Source organism: Mycolicibacterium smegmatis (assembly GCF_001457595.1).
GTDB classification, from domain to species: Bacteria; Actinomycetota; Actinomycetes; order Mycobacteriales; family Mycobacteriaceae; genus Mycobacterium; species Mycobacterium smegmatis.
Genome location: NZ_LN831039.1, coordinates 324,463 through 339,514, shown reverse-complemented (window position 1 = coordinate 339,514; position 15,052 = coordinate 324,463). Strand labels below are relative to the sequence as shown.

General features: G+C 68.0%; 17 protein-coding genes. 10 read left to right on the top strand and 7 right to left on the bottom strand.

Annotation, left to right across the window (positions count from 1 at the left end; translation table 11 throughout):
* The first annotated feature begins 36 nt into the window (after positions 1–36).
* The 5 genes from AT701_RS01520 to AT701_RS01500 are packed head-to-tail and all read left to right on the top strand — an operon-like array spanning position 37 to position 4,354.
* The gene (locus tag AT701_RS01520; protein WP_014876727.1) at positions 37–1,104 is read left to right on the top strand and encodes a ferredoxin--NADP reductase; all 1,068 of its coding nucleotides are present in this window, start codon (positions 37–39) and stop codon (positions 1,102–1,104) included.
* Positions 1,101–1,844, top strand: coding sequence for an SDR family NAD(P)-dependent oxidoreductase (locus tag AT701_RS01515; protein WP_011726819.1), 744 nt, complete (start codon positions 1,101–1,103; stop codon positions 1,842–1,844). Before AT701_RS01520 ends, AT701_RS01515 begins: the two co-directional genes overlap by 4 nt.
* Before the next feature lie 39 nt (positions 1,845–1,883).
* Positions 1,884–3,149 (top strand): aromatic ring-hydroxylating oxygenase subunit alpha, encoded by a 1,266-nt coding sequence (locus AT701_RS01510; RefSeq protein WP_011726818.1) that lies wholly within the window; start codon positions 1,884–1,886, stop codon positions 3,147–3,149.
* 1 nt (position 3,150) lies between these two features.
* Entirely contained in the window at positions 3,151–3,480 is a 330-nt protein-coding gene (locus tag AT701_RS01505; RefSeq protein WP_011726817.1) for a hypothetical protein, read from the top strand.
* A gap of 28 nt (positions 3,481–3,508) precedes the next feature.
* Positions 3,509–4,354, top strand: coding sequence for a TauD/TfdA dioxygenase family protein (locus AT701_RS01500; RefSeq protein WP_011726816.1), 846 nt, complete (start codon positions 3,509–3,511; stop codon positions 4,352–4,354).
* A 2-nt stretch (positions 4,355–4,356) separates the two neighbouring features.
* Here the strand turns inward: AT701_RS01500 and AT701_RS01495 are convergent, their stop codons facing one another.
* The 3 genes from AT701_RS01495 to AT701_RS01485 all read right to left on the bottom strand — a co-directional run bounded on the left by AT701_RS01495 (position 4,357) and on the right by AT701_RS01485 (position 8,207).
* The gene (locus AT701_RS01495; protein WP_058124990.1) at positions 4,357–5,775 is read right to left on the bottom strand and encodes a WS/DGAT/MGAT family O-acyltransferase; all 1,419 of its coding nucleotides are present in this window, start codon (positions 5,773–5,775) and stop codon (positions 4,357–4,359) included.
* A 24-nt stretch (positions 5,776–5,799) separates the two neighbouring features.
* Positions 5,800–7,014: an alpha/beta hydrolase gene (locus AT701_RS01490; protein ID WP_014876726.1), complete on the bottom strand. Its 1,215-nt coding sequence runs from the start codon at positions 7,012–7,014 to the stop codon at positions 5,800–5,802.
* Positions 7,015–7,091: 77 nt separating this feature from the next.
* Positions 7,092–8,207 (bottom strand): TIGR03364 family FAD-dependent oxidoreductase, encoded by a 1,116-nt coding sequence (locus tag AT701_RS01485; protein ID WP_014876725.1) that lies wholly within the window; start codon positions 8,205–8,207, stop codon positions 7,092–7,094.
* Between the two features lie 109 nt (positions 8,208–8,316).
* On the opposite strand from AT701_RS01485, the gene AT701_RS01480 reads away from it, so the two are divergent.
* The 4 genes from AT701_RS01480 to AT701_RS01465 all read left to right on the top strand — a co-directional run bounded on the left by AT701_RS01480 (position 8,317) and on the right by AT701_RS01465 (position 11,101).
* Positions 8,317–8,844, top strand: coding sequence for an HD domain-containing protein (locus tag AT701_RS01480; RefSeq protein WP_011726812.1), 528 nt, complete (start codon positions 8,317–8,319; stop codon positions 8,842–8,844).
* Positions 8,841–9,527: a GntR family transcriptional regulator gene (locus AT701_RS01475; protein ID WP_011726811.1), complete on the top strand. Its 687-nt coding sequence runs from the start codon at positions 8,841–8,843 to the stop codon at positions 9,525–9,527. Before AT701_RS01480 ends, AT701_RS01475 begins: the two co-directional genes overlap by 4 nt.
* Positions 9,528–9,677: 150 nt before the next feature.
* A complete protein-coding gene (locus AT701_RS01470; RefSeq protein ID WP_223495252.1) occupies positions 9,678–10,310 on the top strand; it encodes a TetR/AcrR family transcriptional regulator in 633 nt (210 codons plus the stop codon).
* Entirely contained in the window at positions 10,307–11,101 is a 795-nt protein-coding gene (locus AT701_RS01465) for an NAD(P)H-dependent oxidoreductase (RefSeq protein ID WP_011726809.1), read from the top strand. Before AT701_RS01470 ends, AT701_RS01465 begins: the two co-directional genes overlap by 4 nt.
* A 4-nt stretch (positions 11,102–11,105) precedes the next feature.
* On the opposite strand, the gene AT701_RS01460 is transcribed toward AT701_RS01465, so the two are convergent.
* The 3 genes from AT701_RS01460 to AT701_RS01450 are packed head-to-tail and all read right to left on the bottom strand — an operon-like array spanning position 11,106 to position 13,812.
* Positions 11,106–11,876: an SDR family oxidoreductase gene (locus AT701_RS01460; protein WP_011726808.1), complete on the bottom strand. Its 771-nt coding sequence runs from the start codon at positions 11,874–11,876 to the stop codon at positions 11,106–11,108.
* A 51-nt stretch (positions 11,877–11,927) separates the two neighbouring features.
* Positions 11,928–12,248: an EthD family reductase gene (locus AT701_RS01455; RefSeq protein ID WP_011726807.1), complete on the bottom strand. Its 321-nt coding sequence runs from the start codon at positions 12,246–12,248 to the stop codon at positions 11,928–11,930.
* Positions 12,241–13,812: a GMC family oxidoreductase gene (locus tag AT701_RS01450; RefSeq protein ID WP_058124988.1), complete on the bottom strand. Its 1,572-nt coding sequence runs from the start codon at positions 13,810–13,812 to the stop codon at positions 12,241–12,243. The genes AT701_RS01455 and AT701_RS01450 overlap by 8 nt, the downstream gene beginning before the upstream one ends.
* A gap of 90 nt (positions 13,813–13,902) precedes the next feature.
* On the opposite strand from AT701_RS01450, the gene AT701_RS01445 reads away from it, so the two are divergent.
* Entirely contained in the window at positions 13,903–14,802 is a 900-nt protein-coding gene (locus AT701_RS01445; protein ID WP_058124987.1) for an alpha/beta hydrolase, read from the top strand.
* Here the strand turns inward: AT701_RS01445 and AT701_RS35005 are convergent.
* Positions 14,749–15,045, bottom strand: a complete 297-nt coding sequence (locus tag AT701_RS35005; protein ID WP_058124986.1) for a hypothetical protein — start codon at positions 15,043–15,045, stop codon at positions 14,749–14,751. The two genes, AT701_RS01445 and AT701_RS35005, sit on opposite strands and share 54 nt — an antisense overlap.
* Positions 15,046–15,052: the final 7 nt, after the last annotated feature.

The window sequence follows — 15,052 nt, the reverse complement described above, 5'->3', positions numbered from 1 at the left end:
TGAGGTGAATGACAAGTACTTGATACTGTGGCCGCGATGGAGACATCGACCGCACCCCTCGACGAACCCGCCGGTCTCACCGACGCCGACGGTTTCACGCCGCTGCGGGTCAAAGACGTCATCCGCGAGACCACCGACGCGGTTTCGCTGATCCTCGATGTCCCCGAGCTGATCGAAGACCGATTCCGTTATACGGCAGGGCAGTTCGTCACCGTCAAGACCACGATCCGCGGCGAGGAACACCGCCGCTGCTATTCGATGTCGTCGTCGCCACACGTGGGCCCCGACCTGCGGATCACCGTCAAACGTGACCGCGACGGCGTGGTGTCGAACTGGATCAACGACACCGCCGCAGCGGGCGACCGGTTGCTCACCGCCCCACCCGACGGGCGCTTCGTGCTCACCACGGCCGACCGCGACGTGGTCACGTTCGCGGGCGGCAGCGGTGTGACACCGGTGTTCTCACTGGTGAACACGACGCTCGCCACCACCGGCCGGCGGGTCCGGATGTTCTACGCCAACCGCGATGCCGACTCGGTGATCTTCCGCGACGCGCTGACCCGGCTCACCGACTCCCACAGCGACCGCCTGCACGTACACCACCATCTCGATACCCGCGACGGCGTGGTTTCGGCGCGGCACATCACCGAATTCCTCGGCGCCAGCACGGTTTCCACCGCGGAGGCCGACTTCTACATCTGTGGACCGGCCCCGTTCATGGACACCGTCGAACGCGTCCTGCTCGACGCGGGCGTGCCGGCGCAGCGTGTGCACCTGGAGCGTTTCACGGTCACCCCTGCCGATCCTGCGGTCGAGGCGGAATCCGCTGCCACCGAGGAGGTCACCATCGTCCTGGGGCGCACCACCGTCACACAGCCCTACCGGGCCGGTACGACGCTGCTGCAGACCGCCCGACTGGCCGGGCTCAAGGCCCCGTCCTCATGTGAGGTCGGCACGTGCGGGACGTGCATCGGACAGGTGGTGGAAGGCAGTGCACGGCTGTTGAACAACGACGCGCTCGACGACGACGAGATCGCCGAGGGCTGGGTGGTGACGTGTCAGGCACTGCCCACGAGTCACACGGTGAAGGTGGTGTACGAATGAACCGGGTGGCGGTGGTGACCGGTGGCGCGTCGGGCATGGGTGAGGCGACCTGCCACGAACTCGGCAGGCGCGGCCACAAGGTCGCGGTGCTCGACGTCGATGTCGATGCCGCACAACGCGTCACCGACCATCTCCGATCCGAGGGCGTGACCGCGTTCGCGGTAGGCGCCGATGTGACCGACCGTGCCGCGGTCGAGGAGGCATTCGCCAAGGTGCGCAGCGAGCTGGGCGCCGTCGGCATCCTGGTCACCAGCGCGGGCATGTTCGGCTACGCGTCGTTCGCCGACATCACCGAACAGTCGTGGGCACAGATGATCGACGTGAACCTCAGCGGCACGTTCCGGTGCTGTCAGGTCGCGCTGCCCGACATGGTGGACGCCGGCTGGGGCCGCATCGTGCTGATCTCGTCGTCCAGCGCGCAGCGCGGAACGCCCTTCGCCGCGCACTACGCGGCATCCAAGGGCGCGCTGTTGACGTTGACCAAATCCCTTGCGCGCGAATACGCCAAGCACGGCATCACGGTGAACAACATTCCACCGTCGGGTATCGAGACGCCCATGCAGCACGCATCGCAGGCCGCGGGGTACCTTCCGCCCAACGAAACCATCGCCGCCAACATCCCGCTCGGCAGGCTCGGCGCACCGGCCGACATCGCCGCGGCAGTGGGATTCCTGTGCTCGGAAGAGGCCGGCTTCATCACGGGGCAGACCCTCGGCGTCAACGGCGGCTCGGTCATGTGACACGCGCTATCCCATCCACCCACGCACACGGAGGTTCACATGGCGACCAAGTGGCCCAAACCGGCCGAAGGGTCCTGGACCGAGCACTATCCAGAACTGGGCACCGGACCGATCTCGTTCCGCGACTCCACCTCCCGCGAGTTCTACGCCTTGGAGCGCGAGGCGATCTTCAAGCGCGCCTGGCTCAACATCAGCCGCGTCGAGGAGACGCCCGACGCGGGCAGCTACATCACGCGCCGGGTCGAGGCCGCCGATGCGTCGCTGCTGCTGGTCAAGGGCGCCGACGGCCGGATCCGCGCGTTCCACAACGTCTGCAGGCGCCGCGGACACACCGTCGCCGCACCCGACTTCCGCGCGACCGAACTGCGCAACACCGGAACCGAATTCGCGTGCGGGCACTGTGGATGGCGTTACGGCCTCGACGGGTCGCTGATCGCCGCACCCGACGCCGACCGGTTCACCGGCTTCGACGCGACCGAGCTCGGTCTGGCAGAGGTGCACTGCGACGTGTGGGCCGGGTTCGTGTTCGTGAACTTCGACACCACCCCGCGCCAGAGCCTTCGGGAGTTCCTCGGTCCCATGGTGACCGGACTCGACGACTACCCCTTCGAGAAACTCACCGAACGCTACGACTGGGTCGCGCACAACAACAGCAACTGGAAGATCTTCGCCGACGCGTTCCAGGAGTATTACCACGTCCCGTCGCTGCACACCCAGCAGGTGCCACCCGAGGTCCGGGACCCCAACGCGGGCTTCACCTGTGGACATTTCCAGATCGACGGACCGCACCGCCTGGTGTCCACGGCGGGAACCCGTCGCTGGCTGCTCGCTCCTGAGTACATGTACCCGATCGAACGGGCCACCCAGAGCGGTCTCGTGGGTCCCTGGCGCACACCGGACATCGGGAAGCTGCCCACCGGGCTCAACCCGGGCGGTATCGAACCGTGGGGCATCAGCAACTTCCAGATTTTCCCGAACATCGAGATCCTGATCTACGGAGGCTGGTACCTGCTCTACCGGTACTGGCCGACGTCGCACAACACACACCGCTACGAGGCGTTCACCTATTTCCACCCGGCGCGCACCGTGCGCGAACGCATCGAGCACGAGGTGGCCGCGGTGGTCCTCAAGGAGTTCGCGCTGCAGGACGCCGGGATGCTGGGCGGCACCCAGGCCGCACTCGAATACGACGTCATCGACGACTACCCGCTCAACGACCAGGAGATCCTGGTGCGTCACCTGCACAAGGTCGCGGTCGACTGGGTCGAGGCGTACCAGCGCGAGCCCGCACCGGCGGGGGTGTGACGTGGCGCGTCTCCCCAGTGCCTTCGCCGAGCTCGAGCCCTACGCCGAGACCTGGTGCCTGGCAACCGAAACCGCGCGGTGGGAGCGGCGGGTGAGCAGCTCCATGCCGCAACTGCACGACTTCTACGACGCGTTCTTTCCACGCCTCGAAGAGGCGATCGAGTACTGCGACAAGTACCCGCTCGACGACATGCCCGACGACGCCGTCAATCTTCTGCACCTGATCTACTCGCTGATCATGGTCGCGATGGCGGTCGAGATCATGCACCAACCGGCGCCGGTCGACGCGGCCGACGCCGTCATGGTGCGCACCGGGGAGCCCACGCCTTGAGCTGTACCGAACCCGAAAGGACGCGCCGATGAGCGTGCTGACCATCAACAAACTGACCGCCTCGGTGGGTGCCGAGGTGGTCGGCATCGATTCCGAACGGCTGGCCACCGACGACGGTATCGCCGCGGCCGTGCTCGACGCGCTCGAGGACAACGGCGTGCTGGTGTTCCGCGGTTTGTACCTGGAACCCGAAGCGCAGGTGGCATTCTCGCAGCGTCTCGGTGAGGTCGACCGGTCCGCCGACGGCCATCACCCGGTGTCGGGCATCTACCCGATCACACTCGACCAGACCAAGAACAAGGCCGCCGAGTACCTCAAGGCCACGTTCGACTGGCACATCGACGGTTGCACACCACTGAACGACGAGTGCCCGCAGAAGGCCACAGTGCTGTCCGCGATCGAGGTCGCCGCGCGCGGCGGGGAGACCGAGTTCGCCAACGCCTACGCGGCCTACGAGTCCCTCGACGCCGACGAGAAGCAGCGCTACGCCCGGTTACGCGTCGTCCACTCGCTGGAGGCCTCGCAGCGACGGGTCTATCCCGACCCGACAGCCGAGCAGCGCAGGCGGTGGGCCGCGCGCCCGACACACGAGAACCCGCTGGTGTGGACGCACCGCAACGGGCGGAAGTCGTTGGTGCTGGGCGCATCCGCGGATCACATCGTCGGCATGGACCGTGACGAGGGCCGCGCCCTGCTCGACGGACTGCTGGCCCGCACCACCACGCCCGACAAGGTGTACAGCCACAAATGGTCCGTCGGCGACACCGTCATCTGGGACAACCAGGGCGTGCTGCACCGCGCCGCACCGTACGAGCCCGACTCGCCGCGGCACATGCTGCGCACCACCGTGCTCGGCGACGAACCGATCCGCTGAACCTACTGCGGCATCGCGGTCTCGACCACGGTCAGCTTCTCGGAAAGCCCTGCGGTCCTGCGGATCTCGCGGAACTCGTCAAGCATGGCGTCGGTCACCTCGTGCGGATCGTCTACGGTGGCGTCGTCGGAGATCACCGAGATGTTGAGCTGATCGACGTAACTCCACACCGTGATGTTCAAACCGCTGCCCGCGGTGATCGGCCCCACCGAGTACAGCTCGGTCACCGTCGCGCCGCCCACCTTGCCGCGTTCACGGGGGCCCGGGACGTTCGAGATGTTGAGGTTGAGCACCTTGTTCTGCCCGTCCTTGCTGGACAGGCGCTTGAACAACGCCTCGACCGGCGCGGGCGGCATGTACGCGGCCCAGCGCGCGACGAGTTCGGGGCCGATGAGCTGATGGCTCTCCTTGGCGAGGTTCGCGGCCTCGCGCGTGCGGCGCACCCGTTCGCCGGTGTCGGCGACGTCGACGGGCAGGGCCACCAGCACACCGCTGAACCTGTTGCCCCAGATACGATCCGGTGAGAAATCGAAGCTCATCGGCACCGACGCCAGCAGCGGGTGATCGGCGCGGCCGTCGTAGCGGAGCTGCAGCGTGCGCAACGCACCCGAGGACATCGCCAGCACCAGATCGTTGAGCGTGATCCCCAGCTTCTTGCTGGTCTCCTTCGCATCGGCGAGCGCGATGGTCGCTGTCGCGAATTTGCGCTTCGACGTGATCATGTGGTTGATGAAGCTCGGCGGCGGCGTGAACGGACGCGTGAGTTCCGGGGAGAGCTTGCGGCTGCTTCGGCGCACGCGCGCCACGCCCTGCGCGGTGTAACGGATCGTCGCGGGAATCCGCCCGATCTGGCGCATGTGGTCGGCGAACGCGGTCCGCACGAGCTCACCCTTGGAGGGTTCGGGGTCGGTGACATAGGAGTCGCGGTCGCGTTGCGGGCCTTCCCGCAGATCCATGCCACGGGCCAGCAGGTTGGCCGACGCGATACCGTCTGCCAGTGCGTGGTGGATCTTGTTGACCACCGCGATGCGGCCGCCCGCGAGGCCCTCCACGAAGTACATCTCCCACAGCGGCCTGCTGCGGTCCAGCGGCGTGCCGGCAATCTCCCCGATTGCCTCGTCGAGTTCGCGGCGCCCGCCCGGCGCGCGCACCTGCCAGGGCCGCACGTGGTATTCGAGGTCGACGTCGCAGTTCTCGCGCCACATCGGGTGGTGGAACTTGAACGGAATGTCGACGAGCTGGAACCGGAACGGGTCGAGCTTGTGCAGCCGCCCGCGGAGCACCTTGCGGAAATCCTCGACACCGAACGTGCGGTCACCGATGCCTTCGAGGTCGATGATCGCGATCTTCAACGTGTGCATGTGCACGTTGGGGGTCTCGCTGTACAGCAGGAACGCGTCCCACCCGCTCAACCGTTGCATGCCACACCTCCCCCGCGGAGGTGTCTATATAACCGCTTTTGCTGTGTTGCGCGTTCGATTTCGGTGAATCTCCTTGAGGAAGAGCCCAATCGCCGTGGCCATGGCCCCGGTTCTGGCGCCGTCGGTCATGTCGAAGCCGTGTCCGGCCCCGGGCAGCTCAAGATAGCTGACGGGAGCGCGCGATGCCGCACCGAGACGGTCGACGAAGCTGCGTGCCTGCGCGACGGGGATGACGGTGTCGGCCGAGCCGTGCACGACCAAAAACGGCGGCGCGTCGGCATGGACCTGCGCGATCGGCGAAGCCAGGCGGAAGATCTCGGGATGCCGCTCGATGGACCGTTTGACGACGACGCGCTCGAGGAAATCGACGAACCGCTCACGTTCGACCGTCGAACGGTCCTCCCAGTCGTAGCGCCCGTAGATGCCCACGACCGCGTCGACCGACGTATCGGCGCCGTCGGGGAGGTCGCCCTGCAGTTCGGGGTGATTGGGCGTGAGGCCCGCGAGCGCGGCCAGGTGTCCGCCCGCCGAGCAGCCCGCGATCGCGATGAAGTGCCGGTCGCCGCCGAACTTGTCGACGTTGGCGCGTGCCCACGCGATCGCGGCCTTGACGTCGTGGATGTGGCGGGGCCAGCGGTGGTGCGGGGAAACCCGGTAGTCGACCGACAGGCAGACCCACCCCTGCTGCGCCAGGTGCGACATGAGCGCGTAGCCCTGCAGTACCCGGCTGCCGTGCACCCACGCGCCCCCGGGGACGAACAGCAGCACCGGGGCCGGCTGCGCGGGCAGTTCCTTGGGCCGCCAGACGTCGAGCAACTGCGCCGGGTCGTCGCCGTACCGCACCGACGTGCGGTAGACGCTGCGCCGGTGCTCCAACACGTTCCACAGCGGGGGCAGGTTCTGGGGCGCAGGCCATTCGGCCGCGAGCTCGGCGGGTGGGACGACATTGCGCAGTGCCGCGACGGCCGCGGCCGTGGTCTGCTCGCGTTCCTCACGCCGCATCGCGGCCGCGCCGGGCGCCAGCCGGCTCTTCGCCGATGCGGCGACGAAGTCGGGGAGGTGCCGCAGTCCCCATATGCTCATGGCGGTCATGGAGCCGAGCGGTTCGAAATGCTTGCCGATCACCGGTAGCGAAGCCGCACATTCACTCAGTGCCAGCATGTGGTCTGCGGGTTTGGCGCGCAGCAACCATCTGGCGCGCGCTGCCAGGCTGGGACCTTCGGTCCGTCGTGCCGTCATGGCGCGAGCGTACCGCGCGGTAACCTCCCTGAGGTGACAACTTCGCCAAGTTGTTCACTCCGGGTTCCGGTTCGTCCCTACAGCCCGATCATGTCGGCGGTCTGCTCGGCGATGGCCGGTCCCAGCGTCATACCGCGCCCACCCGGGCCGGTGATCACCCAGATATCGTCCTCGGGCGCGGTGCGGCACACGAGCTGTTCGGGGTCCAGGCACTGGCTGTAGACGCCGGCCCAGCGCTGCCGGATCGGCGGCAGCTTGCGTCCCAGGAACTCCTCGACCACGTCGAGGAGGTAGGTGTAAGGCTCCTCGTGGACGTCGAAGCCGAACGGTTCGGTGTACTCGTGGGTGTCACCGATCGTCAGCCCGCCGTGCAGGCGTTGCACGCACAGCAGTTGCATGTGCTGCCCGTCGGCGACCCGATGCTGAGGTTGATTGTCGCGCAGCGTGTTCAGCGCGGGCCCGGCGAATCCCGGGTAGTAGCGGAAGCTGTCGGCGTCGGCGATGGCCGTGGTGAGCCGCTCACCGAGCGGTTCGGTCTGCATCATCTGCAACCGGACGCGCCGCACGGGCAGTTCACCGGCGAGGTCGCGGACCAGACCGCCGTGAGCGGCCCCGGCGCACACCAGGACGATGTCGGATTCGTGGCGGTTGCCGCGGTCGTCACGAACGGTGCGGTTCTCGACACCGCGGGCCTCGACACCCGCGACGAACTCGTATCGTCCACTGGCAGTGAGGTGTTCGCGGATCGCGGGCAGAGCCTGACGTGATTCCACGGCCGCATCGAGCGCACAGTGCAGGCCGCCGAGGAAACGTCCGCGCAGCGCCGGGTTGAGCTCGCGCACCTCGTCCGGTTCGAGCAGCGTGAAACCGCGGTGCCCCGCATCGGACCGGGTCGCCGCCTCCTGTGCGACGGCCAACTCGGCCGGGGTGCGCACCAGCGTGATGGATCCGGCGGGACGGAACCCGATCCCGGGAACGTCAACGGCGAGTTTCTCCCACAGTTCGCGTGAGCGCAGGGTCGCGTCGAGTTCGGCCGTGGACCGTCCGGAGATCCAGACGAGCCCGAAGTTGCGCACGGTCGCGCCCCGCGCCTCGGCTTCCCGCTCGAGGTGCACGACGCGATGTCCGCGCCGTACGGCTTCGACCGCATGCGCGGTCCCGAGGATGCCGCCACCGATGATTGTCACCCGCATGGCATCAGACCCTGCGGCCTCTCGACGTCCGGATCCCCACGCGCAGGTGTTGGTGGCCCGAACAACAGGTTAAGAATTGGTATAGACCAATTTGGGCTACGCTCTGCCCATGCATGCTCTCAACGAAGTCGACCGGATACTCCGTTCACTGCAAGGGATTTGGGACGAGGAAGCCGTCGACGAACTCGAACACGCGCTGCAGGCCGCGGCCCGCGCGCAGGAGGACGGCGCCGACGACGAACTCGTCCTCGCCGCGGCGCTGCACGACGTCGCCCACAGCCCCCTGCTCGGCGGGCCCCATGTGCCCGGCCACGAGCGCATCGCCCGGGACTGGCTCACCGAGCGGTTCGGGGAGCGCGTCGGCTGGCTCGCGGGAGCGCATGTCGCGGCCAAGCGCTACCTCGCCGCGACGGATCGCGAGTACCGGTTGTCCGAGACGTCGCTGACCTCGCTGCACCACCAGGGCGGCCCCGGCGTCGACGCCGACACCGTCGCCCACCCCTGGTTTCCCGACGCAGTGCGTCTGCGCCGCTACGACGACGCCGCGAAAGATCCACGCGCACAGGGGCTGACGGTCGAGCAGGTGCTCGCCATCGCCTCACGCGTCGCCGCGAGGGTCACCGGGACCGACAGATGACACTCGCGCACACCATCCGCACCGCGCTCGATGTCACCCTGGCCGGCCTGCAGGAGGGCGATCCGGTTCCCGCGGAGCGCGAACTCGCGGCGCGGTTCGGGGTGGCACGCGAGACCGTGCGCCAGGCTTTGCACGAACTGCTGGTCGCAGGCCGCATCGAACGCCGCGGCCGCGGCACCGTGGTGGCACGGCCCAAGCTGGTGCACGCACTGAGTCTGCAGTCCTACACCGAAGGCGCGCAGACCGTCGGCCGCACACCCGGCCGCATGCTGGTCACCCGCGAGATCATCGAGGCGTCAACCGAACTCGCGTCCGGTCTCGACATCGCGACGGGCGCGCCGGTACTGCACCTCGAGCGGGTCCTGCTCGCCGACGATCAGCGCATCGGACTGGAGAGCACCTATCTGGCCGCAGCGCGCTTCGGCCGGTTCGAGCACGACTTCGACCCGGCGACATCGCTGTACGCCGCCATCCGCGCCACCGGCGTCGAGTTCGCGTCGGCCACCGAGCGCATCGAGACCGCACTGCCCACGCCGCGGGAGGCCACCCTGCTGGAATGCACGACGGCGCTTCCGATGCTGTTGCTCAACCGGTGTTCGGTCGACACCGACGGCGTCGCGATCGAGGTGGTGCGGGCCCTGTACCGCGGTGACCGCGTGGCGTTCGAGACGGTACTGACCTGACCGTCGTCACCGGTGAGCGTGCGTCGACTGCTGATGAAACGCGGTGTGTCGGGCAGCAGCCACGCGCGCTCGCGGTGCCAGAAAACGGACCTACCGGTAGTAGGTTACTGATGGTAGGCTACCGACAGTAGCTAGCGATCGGGAGGCCGAGTGAGTGAGCGATCGGGCACCAGGCGGCGAATGTCCAAGCAGGAACGCCGGACACAACTGCTCGAGGTGGCCAGGGAGCTGATCCGGGAGGCGGGCACCGAGGAATTCACCCTCGGACGGCTCGCCGACCGCGCCGGAGTGACCAAACCCGTGGTGTACGACCACTTCGGCGACAAGAGCGGAGCACTCGCCGAGCTGTACCGCGAGTTCGAGGCACGGCGGCGCGAAACCCTCGCGGCGGCACTGGAAGAGGCCGCCGATGACCTTGACGCCGTCGCGCATGCGGTCGCCGAGGCCTATATCGACTGCTGCGCCGCCGAAGGACGCGAACTGTCCGGGGTGGTGGCCGCATTGGAGGGGTCACCCACCTTGAGCCTGTTGCGCCAAGAGGCCGACGACGCGTACCTCGACGTGTGCGGCAGGGCGCTGTTCCCATCCTCCGTCCCGGCACGGTCGGCAGGCCTGCGCGCGATCATCGGCGCAGGCGACGCGCTGTTCCGCGACGTGCTCGCCGACCGCATCACCCCCACAGACGCCTGCGAGACGCTCGCCCGCGTGGTCGCAGCCGTGGCAGCATCCGCCACACCCGGGTCCCGCCCCGAATCCCCCGCCCCCGACAGGAGATCCAGATGACGCTCACCCATACGCCCGAACCCGGTACCGCGCTGTGGCTCTACGCCCATCCACTGCGCGGGTCTCTCAACGACCATCTGTTCCAGGCCGGAACCGAGGCGCTGTCCGAGCAGTACACCGTGTTGACCTCCGATCTGCACGCCCAGCGGTTCGACCCGGTCCTCGGTGATCGCGACTTCGGGGGCCGAACGGGCAGCATCGTCCAGATCACGGCCGACGCGTACCGGCGCGGTGAGCATGCCGCCGATGTGCGCGAGGAACAGGCCAAGCTCGCGGCCGCCGAACTGCTCGTCATACAGTTCCCGCTGTGGTGGTACGGACCGCCTGCCATCCTCAAGGGATGGTTCGACCGGGTCCTCACGAACGAATTCGCCTACGGCGATGTCGATTCCGTGCTCGGGATACCCCGCCGCTACGGCGACGGCCAACTCGCAGGCCGCCGGGCGCTGGTGATCGTGACAGTGGGTGAGGACGCACGTTCGCTGGGCACACGCGGGATCAGCGGTGACATCGACTCACTGCTGTTCCCCCTCACCCACGGAACCCTGTGGTACACCGGCGTGGGAAGTTTCGACCTGCACGTCATCTACGACGCCGACAGCCTGGGATCCGAAGGCCTGCAACAGGAGACCGAACGCCTGCGCGACCGTCTCAAGGCCATCGACTCCGAGCCGGCCGACCGGTTCCGCCGCCTGGCCGACGGTGACTACCACGGCACCCGCGCGCTGCGCGAGGACATCCATCCGGGCCGCACCGACCTGGGCATCCACCTCAGCGAGGCGCTCGGATAGCGATTCAGATCGCAGGCACGGTGCCGCCGTCCACCACGATGTCGGCACCGACCACCGACGCCGCCGCGTCGGACACCAGGAATCCCACCACCCCGGCGACCTCATCGGGTTCGGCGGGCCGTCCCAGCGGGATCCCGCCGAGGGACGCCATCAGAGAGTCGAGCGCCTGCTCGCGTGTGCCGTTGCCCGCTTCGGCGATCCGCTCGATCAGCGCCTCGGCCGCGGTCGTCCGGATGAACCCCGGGCTGACCGTGTTGACCCGGATGCCCTTCGGCGCAAGCTCATTGGCCAGACCCTTGCTGTAGGTGCGCAGCGCGGCCTTGGCCGCGGCGTATCCGAGGGTCCCGTCGTACAGCGGCATACGGCTCTGGATCGACGAGATGTGCACGATCACGCCGCCGCCCGCCTCGATCATCATGGGCGCGACGGCACGGTCGAGCCGGACCGCCGACAGCAGGTTCAGGTTGAGCTCGTCGATCCAGTCCTGCTCGGAAAGGGCGGCGAATCCTCCTGCCGGCGAGGAGGATCCACCGGCCACGTGCACCAGGATGTGCACTCCTCCGGTGGCGCGCACGTGCGTGGCGATCTCGGCGATCCCGGCCTCGGACATGACATCCGCGGCGACGAACTCGTCGGCGTCACCGCCGGGCCGTCTGGCCACGGCGGTGACGTGCGCACCCGAGGCGCGCAGTGTCCGGACGACGGCGGCGCCTGCACCCTTGGTGCCACCGGTGACCAGCGCACGTCTACCCTCAAGCGGTCGTTGATTGCTCATACGGTGAGCTTGTGCGTTCCCGCAGGGGGAAGCTCAAGCCCACGCGGCTTCCTACACCGCAGGCACCTCGACGTCGGACATCAGCACGCGCACACCCCCGGTGGCCAGCCGGCCCATGGCCTCGAAGAACGCACCGGCCTCCGGGGTGGTGACCGCTTCGCACGCGGTCGCGTAGTCCGGGTAGTACAGGTCGAGGCACCGGTACGCCGGCGTGGGGCTGCCGTCCTCCTTGGGCCACACCTTCGACGCCTCAAGCCGCAGGTACCCCGGGATGCGGCGTGCGGCCTCGAGTTGTTCGGTGGGGTAGGCGGCCTCGAAAGCGGCCGGATCCGTGGGATTGTCGTAGATCACGGTGATCTTGGTTTCACTCATGAGCGGGCTCCTTGGCGGCGTAGGTGTCTCGGATCAGTTGTGCGGCGCGTTCGCCGATGACGACGCAGGGTGCCATCGTATTGCCGGTGGTTATGCGGGGCATGATAGATGCATCGGCGATGCGAAGACGCTCGATGCCGTGAACCCGCAGATTTCCGTCGACCACCGACATCTCGTCGCGGCCCATCTTCGCGGTGCCGCTCTGGTGCCAGTAGGAGACCGCCGCGTCGCGGATGAACCGTTCGAGGTCGCGGCCCTTGAGGTTTCCCGGCATGACCTCGCGCTTGGCGTGCGCGGACAGCGGTGCGGCGTTGCCGATCTCGCGGCACAGTTCGACCGCGATCATCGCGGCGGTCATATCGGCCGGGTCGGAGAGCATGTTGGCGTCGATGCGCACCGGATCGTCGGGCGAACACCCGGTGAGCCGCACACTGCCGCGGCTCTCGGGCCGCACGATTCCGGCGAACATCGTCCATGCGGCCTGCGGCAGGCCGAATCGTGCGATGGTCTCGGCGCTGGCGAAGGGCGCCTCGATCTGACACGTCTGCAGGTCCGGGGTGTCGAGGCGGGAATCGCTCTTCGCGAAGTACGTTGCCTCAGACCCGGTGTTGCGCGGCTCCAGTGCGACGTCGTACTCCCACACGCAGCCGAACGCGGGATGATCCTGCAGGTTGCGCCCCACCCCCGGCAGGTGCACGACGGTCTTGATGCCGTGCCGGGCCAGTTCGGCACTGTCCCCGATACCGGAGAGCATCAACACCTTTGGCGTGTTGATCGCACCGAGACCCAGCACCACCTCGCTGCCCGCCGCGACCCGGAACGTGACTCCGTCACGGACGAACTCGACCCCGCTCGCGCGGTGTCCGTCGAGCGTCACCCGCGTCACCACCGCCCCGGTGAGCACCGTGAGGTTCGGCCGGCCCAGGTACGGATGGACATAGGAACGGAAGACGGACTGCCGGATCCCGTCGCGTACACGGATATCGCTCAGCGCGGCACCGCCGGCGCCTTCCATCATGGCGCCGTTGGGATGGTCGAACGCCGGGATGCCCACCGACGCCGCGGCGGCCACCGCGGCGTCGGCGATGGGGTTTGGGTCAGGGGCCGGTTGCACGTAGACGTTGCCGTCGGTCCCCCGGTACTGCGGGTCGGGCTTGCCCTGCCAGTCCTCGATGCGCCGGTAGATGTCGAGTACGGCCTCATACCCCCAGCCTTCGTCGCCGGCTTCCGCGGCGAAGAAGTCCCAGTCGTTCCGGTGCCCGCGTGACCACATCATCACGTTGATACTCGAACCGCCGCCGAGCACCTTGCCCATGTTCATGGGAATCGCGCGTCCGTTGAGATGCGGGTTGGCCTGGGCCTCGAACTGCCAGTCGCGGGGGCTGCCGAGATTCTCGGGCCACTGCACGGCCTGCTGGACCTCGGGCACGTCGTCACTGCCGCCCGCCTCCAACAGCAGGACATCGGCGTCCGGGTTCTCGGCCAGGCGCCGGGCCACCACCGAACCCGACGATCCCGAACCGCACACGATGAAGTCGTACCTCTGATTGATCTCCACGTTCATTGACGTCCCGAGAACGCCCGGTCTTACCTCTGATGCCGGCTTTTCCTGGTTCCGGAAATAGAAGGCCCTTGCTTTGGGTAGAACTACTCTGTGACGGCCACCACCCCGACCCGGTTCCATCCCGATCTCGAACGCGTCGCCCGCTACATCCCACGGCACATGGTGAACCGCGCGACGCTGCCGGTTTTCCAGCGCCTGACCAGGTTGATGGGCCGGCGGGTGCCTCCGGGGTGTGAGGTGCTGACCCTGCCGTCGGGTGTCGGCATCCGGTTGTTCCGGCCACCCGCCTCGACAACTCTTCCCGGCCCGGCGCTCGTGTGGATCCACGGCGGCGGCTATGTGCTGGGCAGCGCGGCCCAGGACGACGCGCAATGTCTGCAGTTCGCCAGGCAGGCGGGTGTCACGGTCGCTTCGGTGGAGTACCGCCTGGCACCGCAGAATCCGTATCCTGCCGGGCTCGAGGACTGCTTCGCCGCGCTGCGGTGGCTGACCGCGCTGCCTTCGGTCGATCCGGCCCGGGTGGCGATCGGCGGTGCGAGCGCCGGTGGTGGCCTGGCGGCCTCCCTCGCGCTGCTGGCGCGTGACCGCGGGATCGACGTCGCAGCGCAGCTGCTGGTGTATCCCATGCTCGACGACCGCAGCAGTTTCGTACCGAGCCTCGACCATCCGGGGCAGCGGCTGTGGAACCAGGGCAGCAACCGGTTCGGGTGGAAGGCGTACCTGGGTGACGCGGATCCGGACGTCGCGGTACCGGCCCGCCGTGAGGACCTCAGCGGCCTGCCGCGGGCATGGGTCGGGGTGGGCACCCTCGATCTGTTCCACGACGAGGACCTGGCCTACGCCGGGCGGCTGCATGCCGCGGGCGTGCCCTGCGAGATCGATGTGGTGCACGGCGCGTTCCACGGTTTCGACGGCGTCGCGCCGAAAGCAGCTGTGTCACGCGCCTTTCGGAACGCGCAATGCGCGTTCCTCAAGCGTGCGCTCACCTGATTCCGTCGCGGCACACAACTGCTGCAGATCACGCAGATGCGCCCCTGCGCGGGCGAGCAGATCCCGGTCGGGATCGGACAGCGCCGCGGCGCGCAGACGGCAGCGCATGACCGCATCGGCGAACCTCTCACCAAGTTGCCCGACCGACACGCCGAACGAGACCCAGACGTCGTCCTCGCGTGGACCCCCGAAGGGAGCCCACGCGAGGACGAACCGCATGACGTCACGGTCGTAGGAATCCACCGTCCGT